Raw genomic sequence first — 15,962 nt, 5'->3', positions numbered from 1 at the left:
TTATGAAAAGTGTTTTTTTGCCCTCTAATGTTATCGTTAACAAAGAAGGGAAACGTATAGTTTAATCTGTTTTTTTATTCTTTTATAACCTAAAAACGTGGGCTAACGACACTGAAAATATAATAAGGATAATGATATGAAACACCGTTTAGAACAATCAACAAATGCCTTAAATACCTTGATTGAAAAGCGAGGTAATACTTTTTATCCCCAATTTCATTTAGCTGCACCTGCGGGGTGGTTAAATGATCCTAATGGTCTTATTTATCATGATGGTTTATATCATGCTTTTTATCAGCACCATCCTTATTCTCAAGATTGGGGTCCAATGCATTGGGGACATGCCACAAGCACCGATATGATCCACTGGCAACATCAGCCGATTGCGTTAGCTCCTGGTGGTGATTACGATAAAAGTGGTTGTTTTTCAGGTTCAGCTATTAGTCATGACGGTAAACTCTACCTTTTTTATACTGGTCATAATTGGTTAGGCGAAGAAGGTGATGATAGCCAAATTTATGAAGCACAATGTGTGGCTATCAGTGAAGACGGTATTCATTTTGAGAAAAAAGGGATCGTTTTAGAACCTCCTAAAGGTTATATGCATTTTCGTGATCCTAAAGTGTGGTATCAAGACGGGAAATGGTGGATGGTTGTCGGTGCCAGAGATGAAAAAGATCAAGGGCAAGTTTTACTTTTTTCTAGTGAAACCTTATTTGAAGAAGGAAAACAGTGGAGCAACGATTACACTATTTTGGGAAAAACTGACGATAAAAACGTCTATATGTGGGAGTGCCCTGACTTCTTCCCGATCAGCCAAGACAATCAATTCGCGATTGTCTTTTCGCCCCAAGGAAAACGCGCAGAAGGTTATCAATACCGGAACCTCTTTCAAGCTGGCGCATTAATCGGTCAATGGTCACCAAGCCAACCTTTTAAACCACAAGGTCACTTTGTTGAGTTAGATAATGGCCATGATTATTATGCCCCCCAATCATTTATGACTCCTGATGGTCGTCGTGTTTCTATGGGCTGGATGGATATGTGGAATTCACCCATGCCATCAAAAGCGGAGTTTTGGTCTGGTTGCTTCACATTACCTCGCGAAATTACCTTTGATAAGAGCAAAAACCGTTTACGTATGGTGCCAGTCAAAGAAGTTGAATCATTACGCCAAGAAAAAAACACCATTAAACCTCTTACATTAAGCCATCAATCTATAGAGTTAATTGATAACACATCAGCTATCGAACTCGATTTAACATGGTCTTTAGACAGCCAAGCCGAAAAATTTGGCTTATGGCTAGGTGAAGGGCTTGAGCTTTTTGTAGATAATCAATCAAATCGTTTAGTGCTTAATCGTCATTATCCTCAATACAATATCAGTGGTGCTCGCAGTATTCCATTACCTGAAGGCTGTCAATTAAACTTGCGCATATTCATTGATCGTTCATCAATAGAAGTCTTTGTTAATCAAGGTGAATATACATTAAGTAGTCGATATTATGCGCCACAAGACGCACGCTCTTTACGCCTTTTTGCAATGAGTGGTGAAGCAATATTGTTATCAGGTGAATATTGGCGATTAAATCATATCGGCTAATTTTAAAAACATTCATTCTATTTGAATGATGATAAAACGTGAGTCCTTATAACGACTCACGTTCAACTAATTGGCAAGGTACGTGTACTGTATTTTGATGATTTCGTTCTTGAATAATATGTAATGTTGCTTCTTTACCTAATTCATAATGAGGTAGTTGAACCGTTGTTAATGGAGGATAAAACAGATCTCCTATACCAATCATATTGTCATATCCTAAAACAGCAACCTGATCTGGAATACGCAATCCCATAGACAACAAGACTTGATAAGCCAAAAAAGCAATACGGTCATTACCACAAATCAGAATATCAAAATCTGCTTTTTGATGAGTGCAATGCTTTTTCAATATTTCAATCACATCACGATAATGCTCATCACCAAACATCATCGTATATTGGCGTAAATGCGCTAATGGTAGTCCAGCTTCTTGCCAAGCATCTTCAACCGCTTTACGGCGAATAGGCCCCGCAACCGATTCTTCAGGTATATAGAAGCACAAAGGATGACGATATCCCTTTTCAATGACTTTTTTCATTGCATAATATTGCCCATGATAATCATCTGGAATATAAGTTGGAAAAGAGCGTGCCTTATCCAAACAGTTCGCTAACACTAGATTCTTATCATGCAATTTTTCATGCACAGAAATTTCACGTAATCCCATTGTCGTGTAGATGATCCCATCTGGGCGCTGGGCTAAAAGCTGCCAAATAGCATTTTCATAACAATCTTGTGCAGTCAAATTGACCACAAATGAACTCCATCCAAATTCTCTTGCTGTTTGTTCAATAGATAAAATCATTTCAACAGAAAATGGTGTCGTTGCGGTATCAATTGCTAAAACGCCAATTGAGGAAACTTTTGTTCCTTGTCCACGGATTTTTCGTGCAGAATAATCTGGAACATAGTTAAGTTGATCAATAGCACTTTGGACTTGTTTCAGTGTTTCTGGTTTTAATAACTCAGGGTTATTAATCGCTCTTGAGACTGTCATCAAAGAAACGGATGCAAGTCGAGCTACATCTTTCAGTGACGCCATAGTATTGGCTCGATTGGTTTATTAAAAGGAATAGGTATAAATAAAGTGCTATTTTACAAGAAGTAAAGTCAAAAAGCCACAAAGGGAATTTTATTGTAACTAAATATAACTATTAATTTCCTCGCTAATAGACACCTAGATATATTATTTTTTTTACTTATTGAGTGTGTTTAATATAGTTAAAATCACTTACGGTAAAAAACTTAGTTACAATTAATAATAGTTATTCGAACATCCATTATAGAAATAAATTATTCTTATCTTTAAAATACAAATATTGAAACAAAACAAAGTTCTGATATTTTATCTATAATATAATACAGAAGTATTAATCATTTTTAATTTGATATATTCTGAATATGGCTCCGTTACGTGAATGTTACCCTACATAAAAAATTTATAAATTAGTCAAATTTCGTTACTCATTCACTTTTAGTGAACGAGCTGAGTAAAACCAGGAGCAACATATGGAATCAATAATCCACTTAATCACATTTGAAGATGACAGTACAAAAGTTCAACTTAAAGCTGTTCTTTCTTCTTTAGCTGCTAATGTGAAAACCTATTCAAACGAACAGGCTTTCTTGAAATACTATTTTTCTTCAACAAAAGGAGCACATAAAGAGTGCATCATCATTAATACAAAAAGCAGTGCGGCACCATCAATTGCACTGATTAAAGAACTCAACAAATTGAAAAACATCATCCCGGTTATTATTATTTCTGGGGATAGTTCTATTGAGAGTTGTCGTAGTGCATTTAAATCAGGTGCTTTTGAATATTTAACTCGCCCTTTAAATGTAAATGAACTTCTTAATATTGTCTCAGAATCATTCCTTCATTATGAAAGTGAAGTTGAGCAATTCCGAACATATATATCTTTAAAAGATAAGTTTGGTAAGTTATCAAATAGAGAAAAAGAAGTTATGGAAATGATCCTTGAGGGAAATACGAGCAAAGAAGCGGCAGAAAAACTTTCGCTATCACCTCGTACAGTTGAAGTACATCGCTCAAATATGTATACAAAATTGAAAATAAGATCACTACCACAATTAGTACAAGAATATGATTTCTTTAAGAAATATGACTTAAGAATAAACTAATTTCCTCAAGTGATTTTTATTTATCAATAGGTTGTATTATCTAAAGATATAACGATATGACCTGTTTAATTTTCATTATCTATTATTAATGAGAGAAACCTATACTTCTAAAATATTCTATTTGGGATGATTTGCACCTAATATGGGAATAATTAATACGTTAGACTCCATTCTACGATAGAAGGGGCGGCAACTTATTTTGATGCCACCCTTTCATTATGGTTCGTTTAATTTCGATTTAAAACATTCGTATATTTTATTTTCATAATCGCTATTATCAATCACTATAATGACTATTTTTTATTAACCATGCAATATAAGAATACATGAAGCATTTCATTTGATATAAATCATTTTTTACTTTTTATAAATATGAACATTCTTATTTTAAATTTCCATTTTCTTTTATTCTTATTTTACGATAGAAATTATTAATGATTAAAAAATAATACAAAATGGATCCTGGTCTCTTTTTCTTATGTTCATTTAGAGATTGTTTTTGCGATTTAACTTTCGATTTAAACGAAATTTTATTAATAAGAATATTCTAATTAACGTATTTAAATTGTCGTAAATTTAGTCGTAAAATAAGAAAGAATAATAAGTATTATCCTTTATACTCCCTTTTACTTAAGAAATTTATTCTTTTTATAGTTTAATTAATGTAATACATTATTTATCATTTCTACTCAATAACACTCTAATAAAGATAATCATTAAATGAATATAGCAAGTAAGTATAATGCACTACCATCAAATAAGTATTAACCCCTAGAAAAGTAAATATTTATTGATACTTATTTATAGTCTTGATTTGAGCATCATAAGATGGGATAAATATTCACTTTTGAAATATAAGATAAACTTATACGTTTATTCTTATTCTCACCTTGACCAAATAGCCTTATGCTATCCCCTCCTAACTCGCTTTTTTACAAAGAAAAATGAATAATCAAGATAAAAATCGCCGTCCTATAAAAGCAAGACAAACAAACTGGGCAACAAAGTCAAGTCGCTATTTACAGCAAAAAGGGGCTACGCCCAACGGTATTTCGGTGTTTAGCATTGTATTTGCATTGCTTGCTGCCCTATCACTCTTTTTTGCCCTTTCTTATTCTCATGGCTTATTACGCTCGTTCTTATTGATCCTTGGTGCTTTAATGATCCAAGGTCGCCTTATTTGTAACTTATTAGATGGCATGGTTGCGATTGAAGGCGGAATGAAAAGCCCTGTTGGAGCGGTTTATAATGAATTACCAGACAGAATTGCAGATACACTGATCATTTTAGGTATCGGTTATGGTTTATCCAACGACTTTTCAATGGCTATTACTTTAGGTTGGGTAGGTGCTTTTTTTGCAGTAATGACTGCTTATGTTCGTGTGTTAGGTGGGAGTTGTGGATTAGAACAACACTTTACAGGCCCTATGGCTAAACAACACCGAATGGCTTTACTCACTTCAATTGCTGTAATTGCTGCTTTTATTCCTAACCTTTGGGGAGTATGGCTCTTTTTTATCGCATTATGGATTATTATTTTAGGTTCAACGCTAACCACAATTTTCAGAACCCGTCGAATTTTACGGGATTTAGCACAAGGTGTCTGATTAATGAAAAATGGAAAACTTGCTTTAGACGCAAAAGTGGTGTCATCCGTATTAGTCTCTATCTGTCGTTTTCTAACGGGAATTCGGGCCAAACAAACGTCTCCGATAGCGAAAGATACACCTTGTATTTATTACGCTAACCACTCTAGCCATTTAGATGGTTTGGTAATTTGGTCTTGCCTTGCGCCTGATATTCGTCCTTATGTACATCCCGTTGCCGCTGAGGATTACTGGAATAAAAATCGCCTACGTCGTTATTTATCTCGCCGTATTTTTAGGGCAATCCTTATCCCTCGCCATGCTGCTAAAATGAATATTACTGAAGAAAGTCACCTATGCGAAAAAATACTTGAACAATCAACGGACGAAACTGCATCATCAACATCGAATAAAGTAAATGCACTAGCTATCATGCAAGATATTTTAGACCAAGGTGAATCTCTAATCATTTTCCCAGAGGGCACTAGAGGCAATGGCGAATCTATTCAAGATTTTAAAGCGGGGCTTTGGCATCTTTCTCGTAAAAATCCGAATGTTCAATTAGTCCCTATTTATCTTGAAAACTTAAATCGGGTACTCCCTAAAGGCTCTCGCTTAGTTGTTCCCGTTATTTGTAGTGCAATTTTTGGCGCTCCCATAGTGCCTACTCATGAAAATGAAAGTAAACAAGAGTTTCTGATAAGAGCCAAAAGTGCGTTAGAGGAGTTACACAATGGAACGTATTAATAATGAAGTCCTCTGGATATTTATCGGACTCTTCTCTTTCTTAATTGTTGCCAGCATTATTGGCGCTATTCTTGCAGCAATTAAAGGCCCTACATCAACAATTACTAACCTTAACTCAAGGATCAATGCTTGGTGGGTAATGTGCATTATTGCGGGTGTTGCAATCGGTATTGGTGCAATTGGCTCAGTGGTACTGTTTACTATTATTTCATGGCTTGCTCTTCGTGAACTCATTACATTAACCCCAACACATCGAGGCGATCATGAAGCCTTGTTTTGGTGTTTCTTCGTGATCTTGCCTATCCAATACATTCTCGTTGGTGTGCAGTGGTATAATTTAATGGCAGTATTCATTCCTGTTTACGCCTTTTTATTAATCCCAACACGCATGGCACTTTCAGGTGATACCCGTCATTTCTTAGAGCGTATGGCAAAAGTACAATGGAGTGTGATGATAGCCATTTATTGTCTAAGTTATGCGCCTGCACTATTAATGTTACCTATTGAAGGTTTTGAAGGCCGTAATATCAACTTACTGCTCTTTTTAATGATTGTGGTACAAGTTTCTGACGTACTCCAATATGTCTTTGGTAAATTATTTGGCAAACATCCTATCGTGCCTAAATTAAGCCCAAATAAAACAGTCGAAGGATTTTTTGGTGGCATTATTTCTGCCAGCCTGATTGGTATGATGTTGTGGTGGGCAACGCCCTTCTCATGGTGGGCAGCCTTTTTACTCTCTTTAGTCATTACATTGGCGGGGTTTGCCGGTGGTCTATGTATGTCAGCGATAAAAAGAGACAGTGGTGTAAAAGACTTTGGCACAATGATAGAAGGCCATGGTGGCATGATGGATAGAATGGATTCACTCTGTTTTGCGGCCCCTATTTTCTTTCATGTTATTCGCTATTTTTACGTTTAATTTTTACACTATTTAGTCAAAAATAAGCGAATTCAAGACAAACAAACATGCCGATATCCACATTATCGGCATTTTTATATATTCACTTTTATCCGATTACTCATACTAATTTAATATCAGATATTGATTATCAACATAATAATTAAACAATTGTTTTGATTTTAGACTAAAAGTAAATTTCATTATTTTTATAATAAAATCAAATTATTAATTAATAACATTCTTAATCAAGAGGTCTGATTTCTGTATTTTTTATTCATTATGATAGCCTAAATGGTAGCTATCTTTTACCCTAACGCCCCTTTTCATTCTGAATATCTATAATTATGATCACTTGGCTACTTCTCGCTGCTTCTTTATTATTTTTAGGTTTTAATCGCATACTTGCACTTATTACACTTGCAGTCACCGCACTTAGCGCATTTATAACAGGCATTATTACATGGCAAGCCTTGCCGATTATCTTTAGTATTCTGTTATTAACGTTTGCTTATTCCCGTTATAAAACACAACCACTGCTTCGGGCAATTATCATTCTTGCTCTTATTATCATTGCTAGTGGCTTAGCCTTTCATCTTATTCCTGGCTTTAACAATTTACGTTACCTTTCACACACCTCTATAGGAGTAAAAAGCGTCCCTTTTACGTTTTATTTCAATGCGGATAAAGCATTGATACCCTTTATTTTTCTCATTTTCATTCCCACCCTTTTTGTCTGTCCTCCATTAAAAAAAGCGAATAAATTACAATGGATAATGTTGATTATCGCTATTCCTGCATTGTTACTTATTGCCGTAAAATTAGGGGGATTAGCCATTGAGCTTCATTTACCACATTGGTTACCTGCATTTATTTTGGCAAATATCTTTTTTGTCTCTCTTGCTGAAGAAGCTTTATTTAGAGGTGTTATTCAACAAACCTTATCACGTTATCTTCCTCCTTATGTTGCACTATTAATTGCGGCCATAATTTTTGGCCTTGCGCATATTGCAGGAGGAATATTGTTAGTTGTTTTCGCTTCGTTGGCAGGGATTATTTATGGTTTGGCTTGGATGTGGAGTGGTCGGCTTTGGGTTTCGACCGCGTTTCATTTTGCGCTTAATTTAACTCATCTACTCTTTTTTACTTACCCATTTAAAATAGCCTGATCTCTTTTTTACCTCTTATTGAAGATTTTTTATCCTGACTTTCACCACCTTTTACTGATATCTTAACTTCATCGGTAAAAGGATGAGTGAAACGTGAAAGCAATCACACAAATGGAATATAGATATTCTTATTTGCGCCCATCATCCGATGAAATTTTTGTTAGTATGCTTTATCGCTTATCTATAAATAATCAAAACTTCATACGGTACACAGTATCAAGCCAATAATAATAACATCCATTAACACGATAAGAAGTTGTCTTACTTTGCAGTATAGACCTTAGAAAAAATAGGTAAGCTTTGCTTTGTTTGCTTTTTTTAGTTCAGCATTATCTGCTGAAATTTTGCCTCTCTTATTACCAGGACAAAAGATATGTTAGACCAAGAAATGATCCGTACTTTTATACAGGTCGCCGATTGCCAAAGTTTTACCAAAGCAGCTGATATGCTTCATAAAACATCCGCAGCCATTAGTTATCGAATTAAAACATTAGAAGAAAATATCGGCACTCAACTTTTTAATCGTACAACCAGAACCGTAACGTTAACCCCTGCTGGTGAATATTTATTAGAAAAATGCCGTCAATGGATTGTATGGTTAGAATCAATGCCGGTGGAACTTCAGCAAATGAATGCAGGTGTCGAACATCAAGTGAATATTGTCATAAATAATCTTCTTTATGATCGCACTGCGGTTGCCAGTATGCTGGCTTGCCTTCATCAACGTTTTCCTTCAACGCAATTTCATATTACTCGCCAAGTTTATATGGGTGTTTGGGATGCACTTATTAACGAAGATTATCATTTTGCTATTGGCGTTACGGGGAATGAATCCCTTAAGAATAATATTAACATTTGTGCGATGGGTGAAATTCAATGGCAATTTGTTGTTGCACCTAATCATCCTTTAGCCAATATCAGTGGCGTATTAAGTGATGACCAAATGCGCATGTATTCTGCGGTTAACGTCGAAGATACATCTCGCCATCTTTCTAAACGCACAGCATGGCGCTTATCTGGTCAGCACGAAATTCGCGTACCTGATTTACACACCAAATTAGCCTGTCATTTAAAAGGCGTCGGTATCGGATTTTTACCATTAAGTTTATGCAAACCTCTTATTGATAGTGGGCAACTAATTGCCAAGGAAGTAAGGAATCGTCGTCATAATTCACCACTTTCTTTAGCGTGGTGTGAAGATAAAAAAGGTGCGGTAGTCAGTTATTTAGTGGAATTATTTAAGCAAAATCATCCCAGCGTGCAATCGTTTTACGATCCTTTAAATTAAAAGGGCAAACCGAAGTTTGCCCTTTTGCTGCTAATTCAGTAACTATCTGAATAGATAACTATGCTTTTGCTTCTTCATTATTATTGTTGCTTTCTTTAATAAAGAGGCTTGCCACAATACCAATACAAATCAGAATAGCGGCAAAGTAGAAACCTGAGTCCATACTTCCTGTTTTATCTGATAAGAAACCCGTTAGTGTTGGCGCAAAAACAGAACCTAACATACCGATACAGTTATAAACACCAAACGATGTACCTAACGCATGACGCGGTGAGTTATCAGCAACTACAGCAACTAATACTGGGTTTGTACTGATTTTACCTACAATACCGTAAAGGATCAGTGCACCAATTAACACAGGCATTGATTCTGACATTGGTACAGCCAAAATAGCGACTAATGACAACGGTAACATGATCAGTAATACAGGTTTACGACGACCAATTTTATCTGAAACCCAGCTAAAAATAAGTGAACCAGGAATAGCAAACCATGGCATTAATGATGCAATAGTTGAAATTTGTGTCCCTGTAATTCCACGTTCAGTTTCTAAATAGTACGGTAACCAAGTAACTAGTACAAAGAAGCCATAGATTGAACAGAAGATAGTGACATACGCAAGGTTGATATTGCGATTACCAAATAAATCTTTAAATGTCAGTTTAACTTTCTGTTTTGGTGCTCCAGCTTCTGTCGCAGATTGTGCTTTTGGTTTATCTTTAATGATCCATAACATCACCAAACCAATGATGATAATAGGGACACCAATAATATAGAACGGCGCACGCCAGCTCATTCCCATCTCACCAACAGAAATACTTGAGATGTAATAACCAATAGACAGACCAAATGCCATACCACTATTGATAATCGCACTACCTAGCGTAATACGATGTTTCGGTATCGCTTCTGAAGATAAACCATACTGAGGGCCATAATAGAATCCTTGGAAGATCCCCACCATGACCCATGCAAACATAAAGGTCACGTAAGTTGGCATCATCCCCGCAATAATGGTGAATCCACCAAAGAGCACAACCCCAGTTACTAATACTTTTTTCTTACCTAAATAGTCACCAATCATGCCTGATGGAATATTGAGTGCCGTATATCCGATAAAGAAAATACTCATGATAGAACCAAGTTGAGCTTTAGTAAGATCAAACTCAGCACCAATATTTACCATTAATGGGCCGACAATGGCGCGGCTACCATAAAGTGCAATCCAACCAAAGAAGAAGATAATGGTCAGTTTGACCCAATAAGGGACTTTGCCTTTCTCATTCACTTGTGCATCGTTCATAATGACGCTCCTGAAAGAATTTTTATTAAGACTTATAAATTAAAGTGCCAGACTGACCTTCAATAACTTGTTGAATATTTTGTAATGCACCAATATGTGCTTGTTGCCCAGTTGCATTAACAAAATCACTCACCGCCATAATTTTTGGTCCCATTGCACCATCAGCGACAGCCATTGGTGCAAGTTCTTCTGGTGTTGCTTCACGAATTGCGGCTTGTTCTGGTGTACCCCAATTTTTATAAATAGCATCAGCCTCTGTTAAAATAACAAAGTGTTCTGCATTTAATTCACGAGAAATTAAAGCCGCTGTTAAATCTTTATCAATAACCGCTTCACTACCAATAAATTCATTATTTGTGTTGTTAACTGGAATACCGCCACCGCCACCACAAATAACAACATGGCCTTTATCTAATAAAAGTCTTACCGCTTCGATATCAATAATCTTTTTCGGTGTTGGTGATGGCACAACACGGCGGTAATGTTTACCATCTTGCTTAAATGTCCATTGATACTTCGCAATTAATTCTTCTTTATCAGCTTCATCATAAATAGGGCCAATAAATTTACTTGGATCGTTAAATGCTTCATCATTAATATCAACAGAAACTCGCGTCATTACCGTTGTAATAGCTTGATCTGGGTTATTTTGATTAATTTTTTGCATCATCATATAACCAATCATACCTTGGCTTTCAGCCACTAGAATATCCAACGGATATGCAGGAACATCTTGATATGCCAGGTTTTGTAGTGCAAGCAATCCAACTTGAGGCCCATTGCCGTGTACTAATACAACACGGTACTCTTTTGCTAACTTATTAATTGTCTCTGACATTAATTCAATATTTTTATATTGATTCTCAGCAGACAAAACTTCTCCGCGTTGCAATAATGCATTTCCGCCTAAAGCAATAACAATTGTTTTCATAATTATCCGTATCCGAATGTTTATATAAATTCTTTTATTAAAGAAATTTAATCAATATGCTGTTGTTGTTTTTTAGTTTGGTAACCAATCCATAATCCCAGTAATGTATCTGCACCGGAATGATGACCAATAGAGAGTATTTCCAACATATCCTTAAAAATAATCTCTTTATTCTTTATTTTTTTACCTAGTTGAATGAGATAGGTAGAAAATATTCCCTGGGTGGCATATTCCAAATAATGCTTACTGACAACGGTGGTCAATTCAGATAAAGGAGGTGTGTTATTAAAAAAATAATTAAGTTTTTTTTCTGGCTCTGCTAAATAATGTGCAAATAACATTCCCACTAGCATATCATCTGAACTTGGCGTTAATCCTGGGCCTTTCCCTGTAAAAATGGCCCAGTTAACAGCATTGCCCACTAACTGATTATGAAATAGCTTAATTAATAACTTAATTTCACTGAGTTGCGCGATTTGGCGATAATTTTTTAATGGTCCATATAACCCTGTTGCAATTGAGGGTGAGAGTAGAGAAAAAAAACTTTCTAACCAACGCAAATCTAGTTCCGCTTTATCTTGTAAACGTAAATTTTCACTCTGACCTGCGAGTAGAGTGAGTTTATTTGCAAGTATTGCTTGATGATCTTTTAGACTCATCATGACCGAGGGATGGCACTGTTTAGCAAAATAATCGAAATCATCTTGTTTCAATAACCATCCCATCGGGCTTAATCCTCTCCCTTCGCGATGAAAAGTGATTAAGCGTTGTTGAGGGCAAATGAAATTCAAAGCATGGTCATAAATGCCCACACATTTAATCTCACCTTCAAAATCAGTGATATGCTGGCTGGTTTGAAGTGCTTGAATTTGCATAATGCCCCCTTTATTGCTGTGATTAATCGTTACAAAGCACGATTAAGCGTCGATGCCTAATTCTTCTGCCAATGCAACAATCGCTTTTTCAAAGCAACCTAAAGGTGCGCGTACAGTACCTGCACCAATCTGGCCAACACCCGGCTCTTTATGTGCAATACCCGTATTAATCAGCGGGGTAATGCCCGTTTCAACAACGCGACGAGCATCTAATCCTAAACATGCACCTTGGAAATCCCAAGTTGGAATTTGCAACATCATGTTACGAGCAAGGTAGATCTCAGCCATTTCTTCAGTCACTTCACGTGCTGCATCCATACCACCTGATGCACCAACAAAGCGTGTTACACCCGGAGCTGCAACCATTGCTGCGCCACCAATACCGAAAGTTTCAGTAATCGCACTGTCACCGATATCTGGGTTTGCATCTGCTTGACTAAAACCAGAGAAGAACAGACCTTGTGGTGTATTTACTGGGGCCGTAAACCATTGGTCACCCATTCCACTGATTTTGATACCAAAGTTGCTACCATTACGGGTCATAACGGTAACGATAGTGCCTTGTTTGATTTGAGCACCTGCATCCATCGCAGCTTTACAGTAAGCCATTGCTAAGTTCAGGAAGAACTGATCTGTAATGCTCAGGAATTTAGTCACTTTTGTGATTTCAGCATCTTCAAAATCTAATGTACTTAATACTGGAGCTAATTGACGCAGTAACAGGGCTGAAGCTGCGATATTACGTTGGTGGAATTCATCACCCATAGTAATTGCCTGCCCCATAATTGCAGTCAGATCGATACCATCTTCAAACGTTGCTATTGCGGCTTTTAATACTGGTGCTAAGCTATTTTGCATCCAATGTAGACGCTCTTGCACATCTGGGCCGTAAGCACCAAAACGCATCACTTTGCCGATGCCTTCGTTCATGTTGCAGTAAGCGTAGTTACCATGAATGTGGTTTTTGATAACTAGCATTGGCATATGAGCAGAAGTAATACCGCCCATTGGGCCTACTGCATTTACGTTGTGGCAAGGAATAAACTCAATTTCACCCGCTTCTAACATCGCTAATGCTTGTTCTTCAGTTTCTGCCCAGCCTTCAAATAAAGAAGCACCGATACATGCACCGCGAACAGGACCACTCATTTCACCCCAAGTTACAGGAGGACCTGCATGAAGTAATTTTTTGCCTGTTTCTAAAGCCGGTACAACTTCTTTTGCTAAGTTAACATCACACCAGTGAGGACGGGCTTCACGGATACGTTCGATAACTGCTTCATTCGCTTGTTCGATAGTTGAATACATATCTGCAATTCCTTATTTCAATTTCTTTAATATTTCAGCCAGTTTTTTATTACCACCTGCGACAGGTGCCCACTGATAATGCACAACAGGAGTCCCACTTGATTGCAGATCATCTGCAAAACTACGTAGACCGGCGTTGATCACGGAGATCCCGTTAAGCAGTGGTGACACTTCAGCATGTGCTTCTGCTGGATGTGGCTGGATTAATTCTTTTGCTAATAAAACCGCTTCTGGCAACGTATCCATGACAATAATGCCCGCTTCTTTTAGCTGTTTTTGCTGTTCGCTACGGTTTTGCGGATCGTCTTCAGTACCAGTAATGGTTGCGATGGTGATTAATGGATTGGCTTCGCCACGTTTTTCATTCAGTTTTTTGATTTCTTGAATTAACGCACCGGCAGGATCTTGAGTTGCACCATAACCAATAACAAAATCAACCAGTAACACGCCAGCTTCTGTTTTATTGCTTAGCTCACTGATAAATTTGTTACGTGTAGATGGGTCAATCATTGGGTGTGGTTTACCCTGTGTATAAAAATCATCACCCATATCGATGATTTTGTGACCATCAGCATCTAGCATTGTGCCTTGTTTATGCTCGTTATCGACTTCAACATTAAGTTTTTCAGATAACAACATGGCGCATTCAGCCGCTAGCGTACCACCGGCATAAAGACCAATGATTTTCTTACCTGTAACTTTTGGTAATTCCGCTGCGATATCTTCAACACGCGCTAGTTCAGCCGCAATGCGCGCCGTTTCATCTAACGTGCGAGTAAAATAGATATTGTCGTCTTGGAATTTCTCAGGTGTTGTTCCTAAGAATTGCGCCACAATCGGTTTATTATGGCGTTTCATTTCAGCAATAATTTTTTGGCGAACCGCTGGCGCTGGTGGCTTAGAAACAAAAGCAATAACACGCGTATTAGGATCTGCCGCTAGCATATTGATAGCAGTAATTGCACTGATACCACCAATTTGCTCTGTTAAATCACGACCACCTAGGCCAATTGAATGAGAAATACCTTGGCGTTGTAAAACGATTTGAGAGGTAATTTCTTGAATACCCGTACCTGATGCGCCAACAATACCAATAGAGCCTTTAGGTGCAATGTTAGCGAAAGCAAGAGGTGCACCTGCAATATTTGCAGTACCACAGTCAGGCCCCATCACAATCAGACCTTTTGCTGCTGCTTTTTCTTTTAGTGCTTTTTCATCTGCAATAGAGACGTTGTCAGAGAACAGCATGACGTTACAACCATCTTCTAAGCCCGTGTCAGCCAATTCCGCGGCATATTCACCAGCAATAGAGATAAGTAACATATTGGCATTAGTGCTTTTTTGTTTAGCGGTACGCCAGCTACGTACTGTCGTTAATTTGTTACCGCCTTTCTGGCCACTTGCAATTTCAGCTAATGCTTCTTCTAAAGCAGTAGAAATCATATCGATAATGGCAGGATCGTCTGATTCTGCTTTAATCGAAACACAAATGTCATTCGGCGTTGCTTCGTTAAACATGTCATGCCAAAAGCCGGTGACATCAAGAAGAGATTTATTCGCTGGTGTTCCCATCATGACGGAAATTTCTTCCACCTCTGGGGCTTCACTTAATTTTCGGGAAATAATCATCAGGCTAACTGAATCCTGAAAGCTCCCTTTTTTAATAAAAGCATGGATCATTATGATATCCTTAACGCATTTAATATATGTAACAGCACATATCTATTTGCATTTCGTTTTTTTGATAATAAGAAGCCTATTTGCTTAAACTGTTAAGCAATATAAATAAATGTCTGATTTATTAATTTTGAATCTCTGCGTATAAACATACTGAAGAAATATCGAAATGTAGAGTGATTGAAGTCACACTTATTTATTGTAAAAAATTTTTATTTAATCGGATGATATTTATTAAATAAATTATGATGAGGAAAGTTTATTAATTCAGAGATAAAACCAAAAATAGAAAGGTAAAATTTAACGGATAATAAACAAAACAATAGTGATAAAAATCATATAAAACAATAGGAAATAAAAGTAAAGCAACATTTCGATAACATACAACATTAAATCATTATTATCAACGATTAAAAATAAACTCTCTTT

At 36.8% G+C, this 15,962-nt stretch carries 13 protein-coding genes; 7 read left to right on the top strand and 6 right to left on the bottom strand.

The window, feature by feature from the left end:
• Positions 1 to 136: 136 nt before the first annotated feature.
• Positions 137 to 1,603: a glycoside hydrolase family 32 protein gene (locus tag GWI68_RS06790; protein ID WP_166539781.1), complete on the top strand. Its 1,467-nt coding sequence runs from the start codon at positions 137 to 139 to the stop codon at positions 1,601 to 1,603.
• Between the two features lie 46 nt (positions 1,604 to 1,649).
• On the opposite strand, the gene GWI68_RS06785 is transcribed toward GWI68_RS06790, so the two are convergent.
• A complete protein-coding gene (locus GWI68_RS06785; RefSeq protein ID WP_166539780.1) occupies positions 1,650 to 2,645 on the bottom strand; it encodes a LacI family DNA-binding transcriptional regulator in 996 nt (331 codons plus the stop codon).
• Between the two features lie 467 nt (positions 2,646 to 3,112).
• On the opposite strand from GWI68_RS06785, the gene GWI68_RS06780 reads away from it, so the two are divergent.
• The 6 genes from GWI68_RS06780 to allS all read left to right on the top strand — a co-directional run bounded on the left by GWI68_RS06780 (position 3,113) and on the right by allS (position 9,439).
• Positions 3,113 to 3,748: a LuxR C-terminal-related transcriptional regulator gene (locus tag GWI68_RS06780; protein WP_109409787.1), complete on the top strand. Its 636-nt coding sequence runs from the start codon at positions 3,113 to 3,115 to the stop codon at positions 3,746 to 3,748.
• 944 nt (positions 3,749 to 4,692) lie between these two features.
• Positions 4,693 to 5,355 (top strand): CDP-alcohol phosphatidyltransferase family protein, encoded by a 663-nt coding sequence (locus GWI68_RS06775; RefSeq protein WP_166539779.1) that lies wholly within the window; start codon positions 4,693 to 4,695, stop codon positions 5,353 to 5,355.
• A 3-nt stretch (positions 5,356 to 5,358) separates the two neighbouring features.
• A complete protein-coding gene (locus GWI68_RS06770; protein ID WP_166539778.1) occupies positions 5,359 to 6,081 on the top strand; it encodes a lysophospholipid acyltransferase family protein in 723 nt (240 codons plus the stop codon).
• Positions 6,068 to 7,003, top strand: coding sequence for a phosphatidate cytidylyltransferase (locus GWI68_RS06765; RefSeq protein ID WP_166539777.1), 936 nt, complete (start codon positions 6,068 to 6,070; stop codon positions 7,001 to 7,003). Before GWI68_RS06770 ends, GWI68_RS06765 begins: the two co-directional genes overlap by 14 nt.
• A gap of 326 nt (positions 7,004 to 7,329) precedes the next feature.
• The gene (locus GWI68_RS06760) at positions 7,330 to 8,151 is read left to right on the top strand and encodes a CPBP family intramembrane glutamic endopeptidase (protein WP_166539776.1); all 822 of its coding nucleotides are present in this window, start codon (positions 7,330 to 7,332) and stop codon (positions 8,149 to 8,151) included.
• Between the two features lie 373 nt (positions 8,152 to 8,524).
• Positions 8,525 to 9,439, top strand: coding sequence for an HTH-type transcriptional activator AllS (gene allS / locus GWI68_RS06755; protein ID WP_109409782.1), 915 nt, complete (start codon positions 8,525 to 8,527; stop codon positions 9,437 to 9,439).
• Positions 9,440 to 9,497: 58 nt separating this feature from the next.
• Here the strand turns inward: allS and GWI68_RS06750 are convergent, their stop codons facing one another.
• From GWI68_RS06750 to GWI68_RS06730, 5 genes are read right to left on the bottom strand one after another with little or no spacing between them, the layout of a single operon-like run.
• The gene (locus tag GWI68_RS06750) at positions 9,498 to 10,742 is read right to left on the bottom strand and encodes an MFS transporter (RefSeq protein WP_072070144.1); all 1,245 of its coding nucleotides are present in this window, start codon (positions 10,740 to 10,742) and stop codon (positions 9,498 to 9,500) included.
• A 25-nt stretch (positions 10,743 to 10,767) separates the two neighbouring features.
• Positions 10,768 to 11,673: a carbamate kinase gene (locus GWI68_RS06745; protein ID WP_109409780.1), complete on the bottom strand. Its 906-nt coding sequence runs from the start codon at positions 11,671 to 11,673 to the stop codon at positions 10,768 to 10,770.
• Between the two features lie 47 nt (positions 11,674 to 11,720).
• Complete coding sequence (locus GWI68_RS06740) at positions 11,721 to 12,548, bottom strand: DUF2877 domain-containing protein (RefSeq protein ID WP_109409779.1); 828 nt, start codon at positions 12,546 to 12,548, stop codon at positions 11,721 to 11,723.
• Between the two features lie 42 nt (positions 12,549 to 12,590).
• Complete coding sequence (locus GWI68_RS06735; protein WP_166539775.1) at positions 12,591 to 13,856, bottom strand: DUF1116 domain-containing protein; 1,266 nt, start codon at positions 13,854 to 13,856, stop codon at positions 12,591 to 12,593.
• Positions 13,857 to 13,868: 12 nt separating this feature from the next.
• The gene (locus GWI68_RS06730) at positions 13,869 to 15,536 is read right to left on the bottom strand and encodes an acyl-CoA synthetase FdrA (protein ID WP_072070148.1); all 1,668 of its coding nucleotides are present in this window, start codon (positions 15,534 to 15,536) and stop codon (positions 13,869 to 13,871) included.
• Between the last annotated feature and the right edge of the window lie 426 nt (positions 15,537 to 15,962).

The organism is Proteus sp. G2669 (genome assembly GCF_009915245.1).
Lineage (GTDB): Bacteria > Pseudomonadota > Gammaproteobacteria > Enterobacterales > Enterobacteriaceae > Proteus.
The sequence above is the reverse complement of the archived record's forward strand: the minus strand, read 5'-3'. Positions and strand labels throughout refer to the sequence as shown.

Bases quoted from the DNA above. Each gene is read 5' to 3' on its own strand.
- GWI68_RS06765 (WP_166539777.1), top strand. From the start codon at position 6,068: ATGGAACGTATTAATAATGAAGTCCTCTGGATATTTATCGGACTCTTC.
- GWI68_RS06790 (WP_166539781.1), top strand. From the start codon at position 137: ATGAAACACCGTTTAGAACAATCAACAAATGCCTTAAATACCTTGATT.
- GWI68_RS06785 (WP_166539780.1), bottom strand. From the start codon at position 2,645: ATGGCGTCACTGAAAGATGTAGCTCGACTTGCATCCGTTTCTTTGATG.
- GWI68_RS06735 (WP_166539775.1), bottom strand. From the start codon at position 13,856: ATGTATTCAACTATCGAACAAGCGAATGAAGCAGTTATCGAACGTATC.
- GWI68_RS06760 (WP_166539776.1), top strand. From the start codon at position 7,330: ATGATCACTTGGCTACTTCTCGCTGCTTCTTTATTATTTTTAGGTTTT.
- GWI68_RS06745 (WP_109409780.1), bottom strand. From the start codon at position 11,673: ATGAAAACAATTGTTATTGCTTTAGGCGGAAATGCATTATTGCAACGC.
- GWI68_RS06750 (WP_072070144.1), bottom strand. From the start codon at position 10,742: ATGAACGATGCACAAGTGAATGAGAAAGGCAAAGTCCCTTATTGGGTC.
- GWI68_RS06740 (WP_109409779.1), bottom strand. From the start codon at position 12,548: ATGCAAATTCAAGCACTTCAAACCAGCCAGCATATCACTGATTTTGAA.
- allS (WP_109409782.1), top strand. From the start codon at position 8,525: ATGTTAGACCAAGAAATGATCCGTACTTTTATACAGGTCGCCGATTGC.
- GWI68_RS06775 (WP_166539779.1), top strand. From the start codon at position 4,693: ATGAATAATCAAGATAAAAATCGCCGTCCTATAAAAGCAAGACAAACA.
- GWI68_RS06780 (WP_109409787.1), top strand. From the start codon at position 3,113: ATGGAATCAATAATCCACTTAATCACATTTGAAGATGACAGTACAAAA.
- GWI68_RS06770 (WP_166539778.1), top strand. From the start codon at position 5,359: ATGAAAAATGGAAAACTTGCTTTAGACGCAAAAGTGGTGTCATCCGTA.
- GWI68_RS06730 (WP_072070148.1), bottom strand. From the start codon at position 15,536: ATGATCCATGCTTTTATTAAAAAAGGGAGCTTTCAGGATTCAGTTAGC.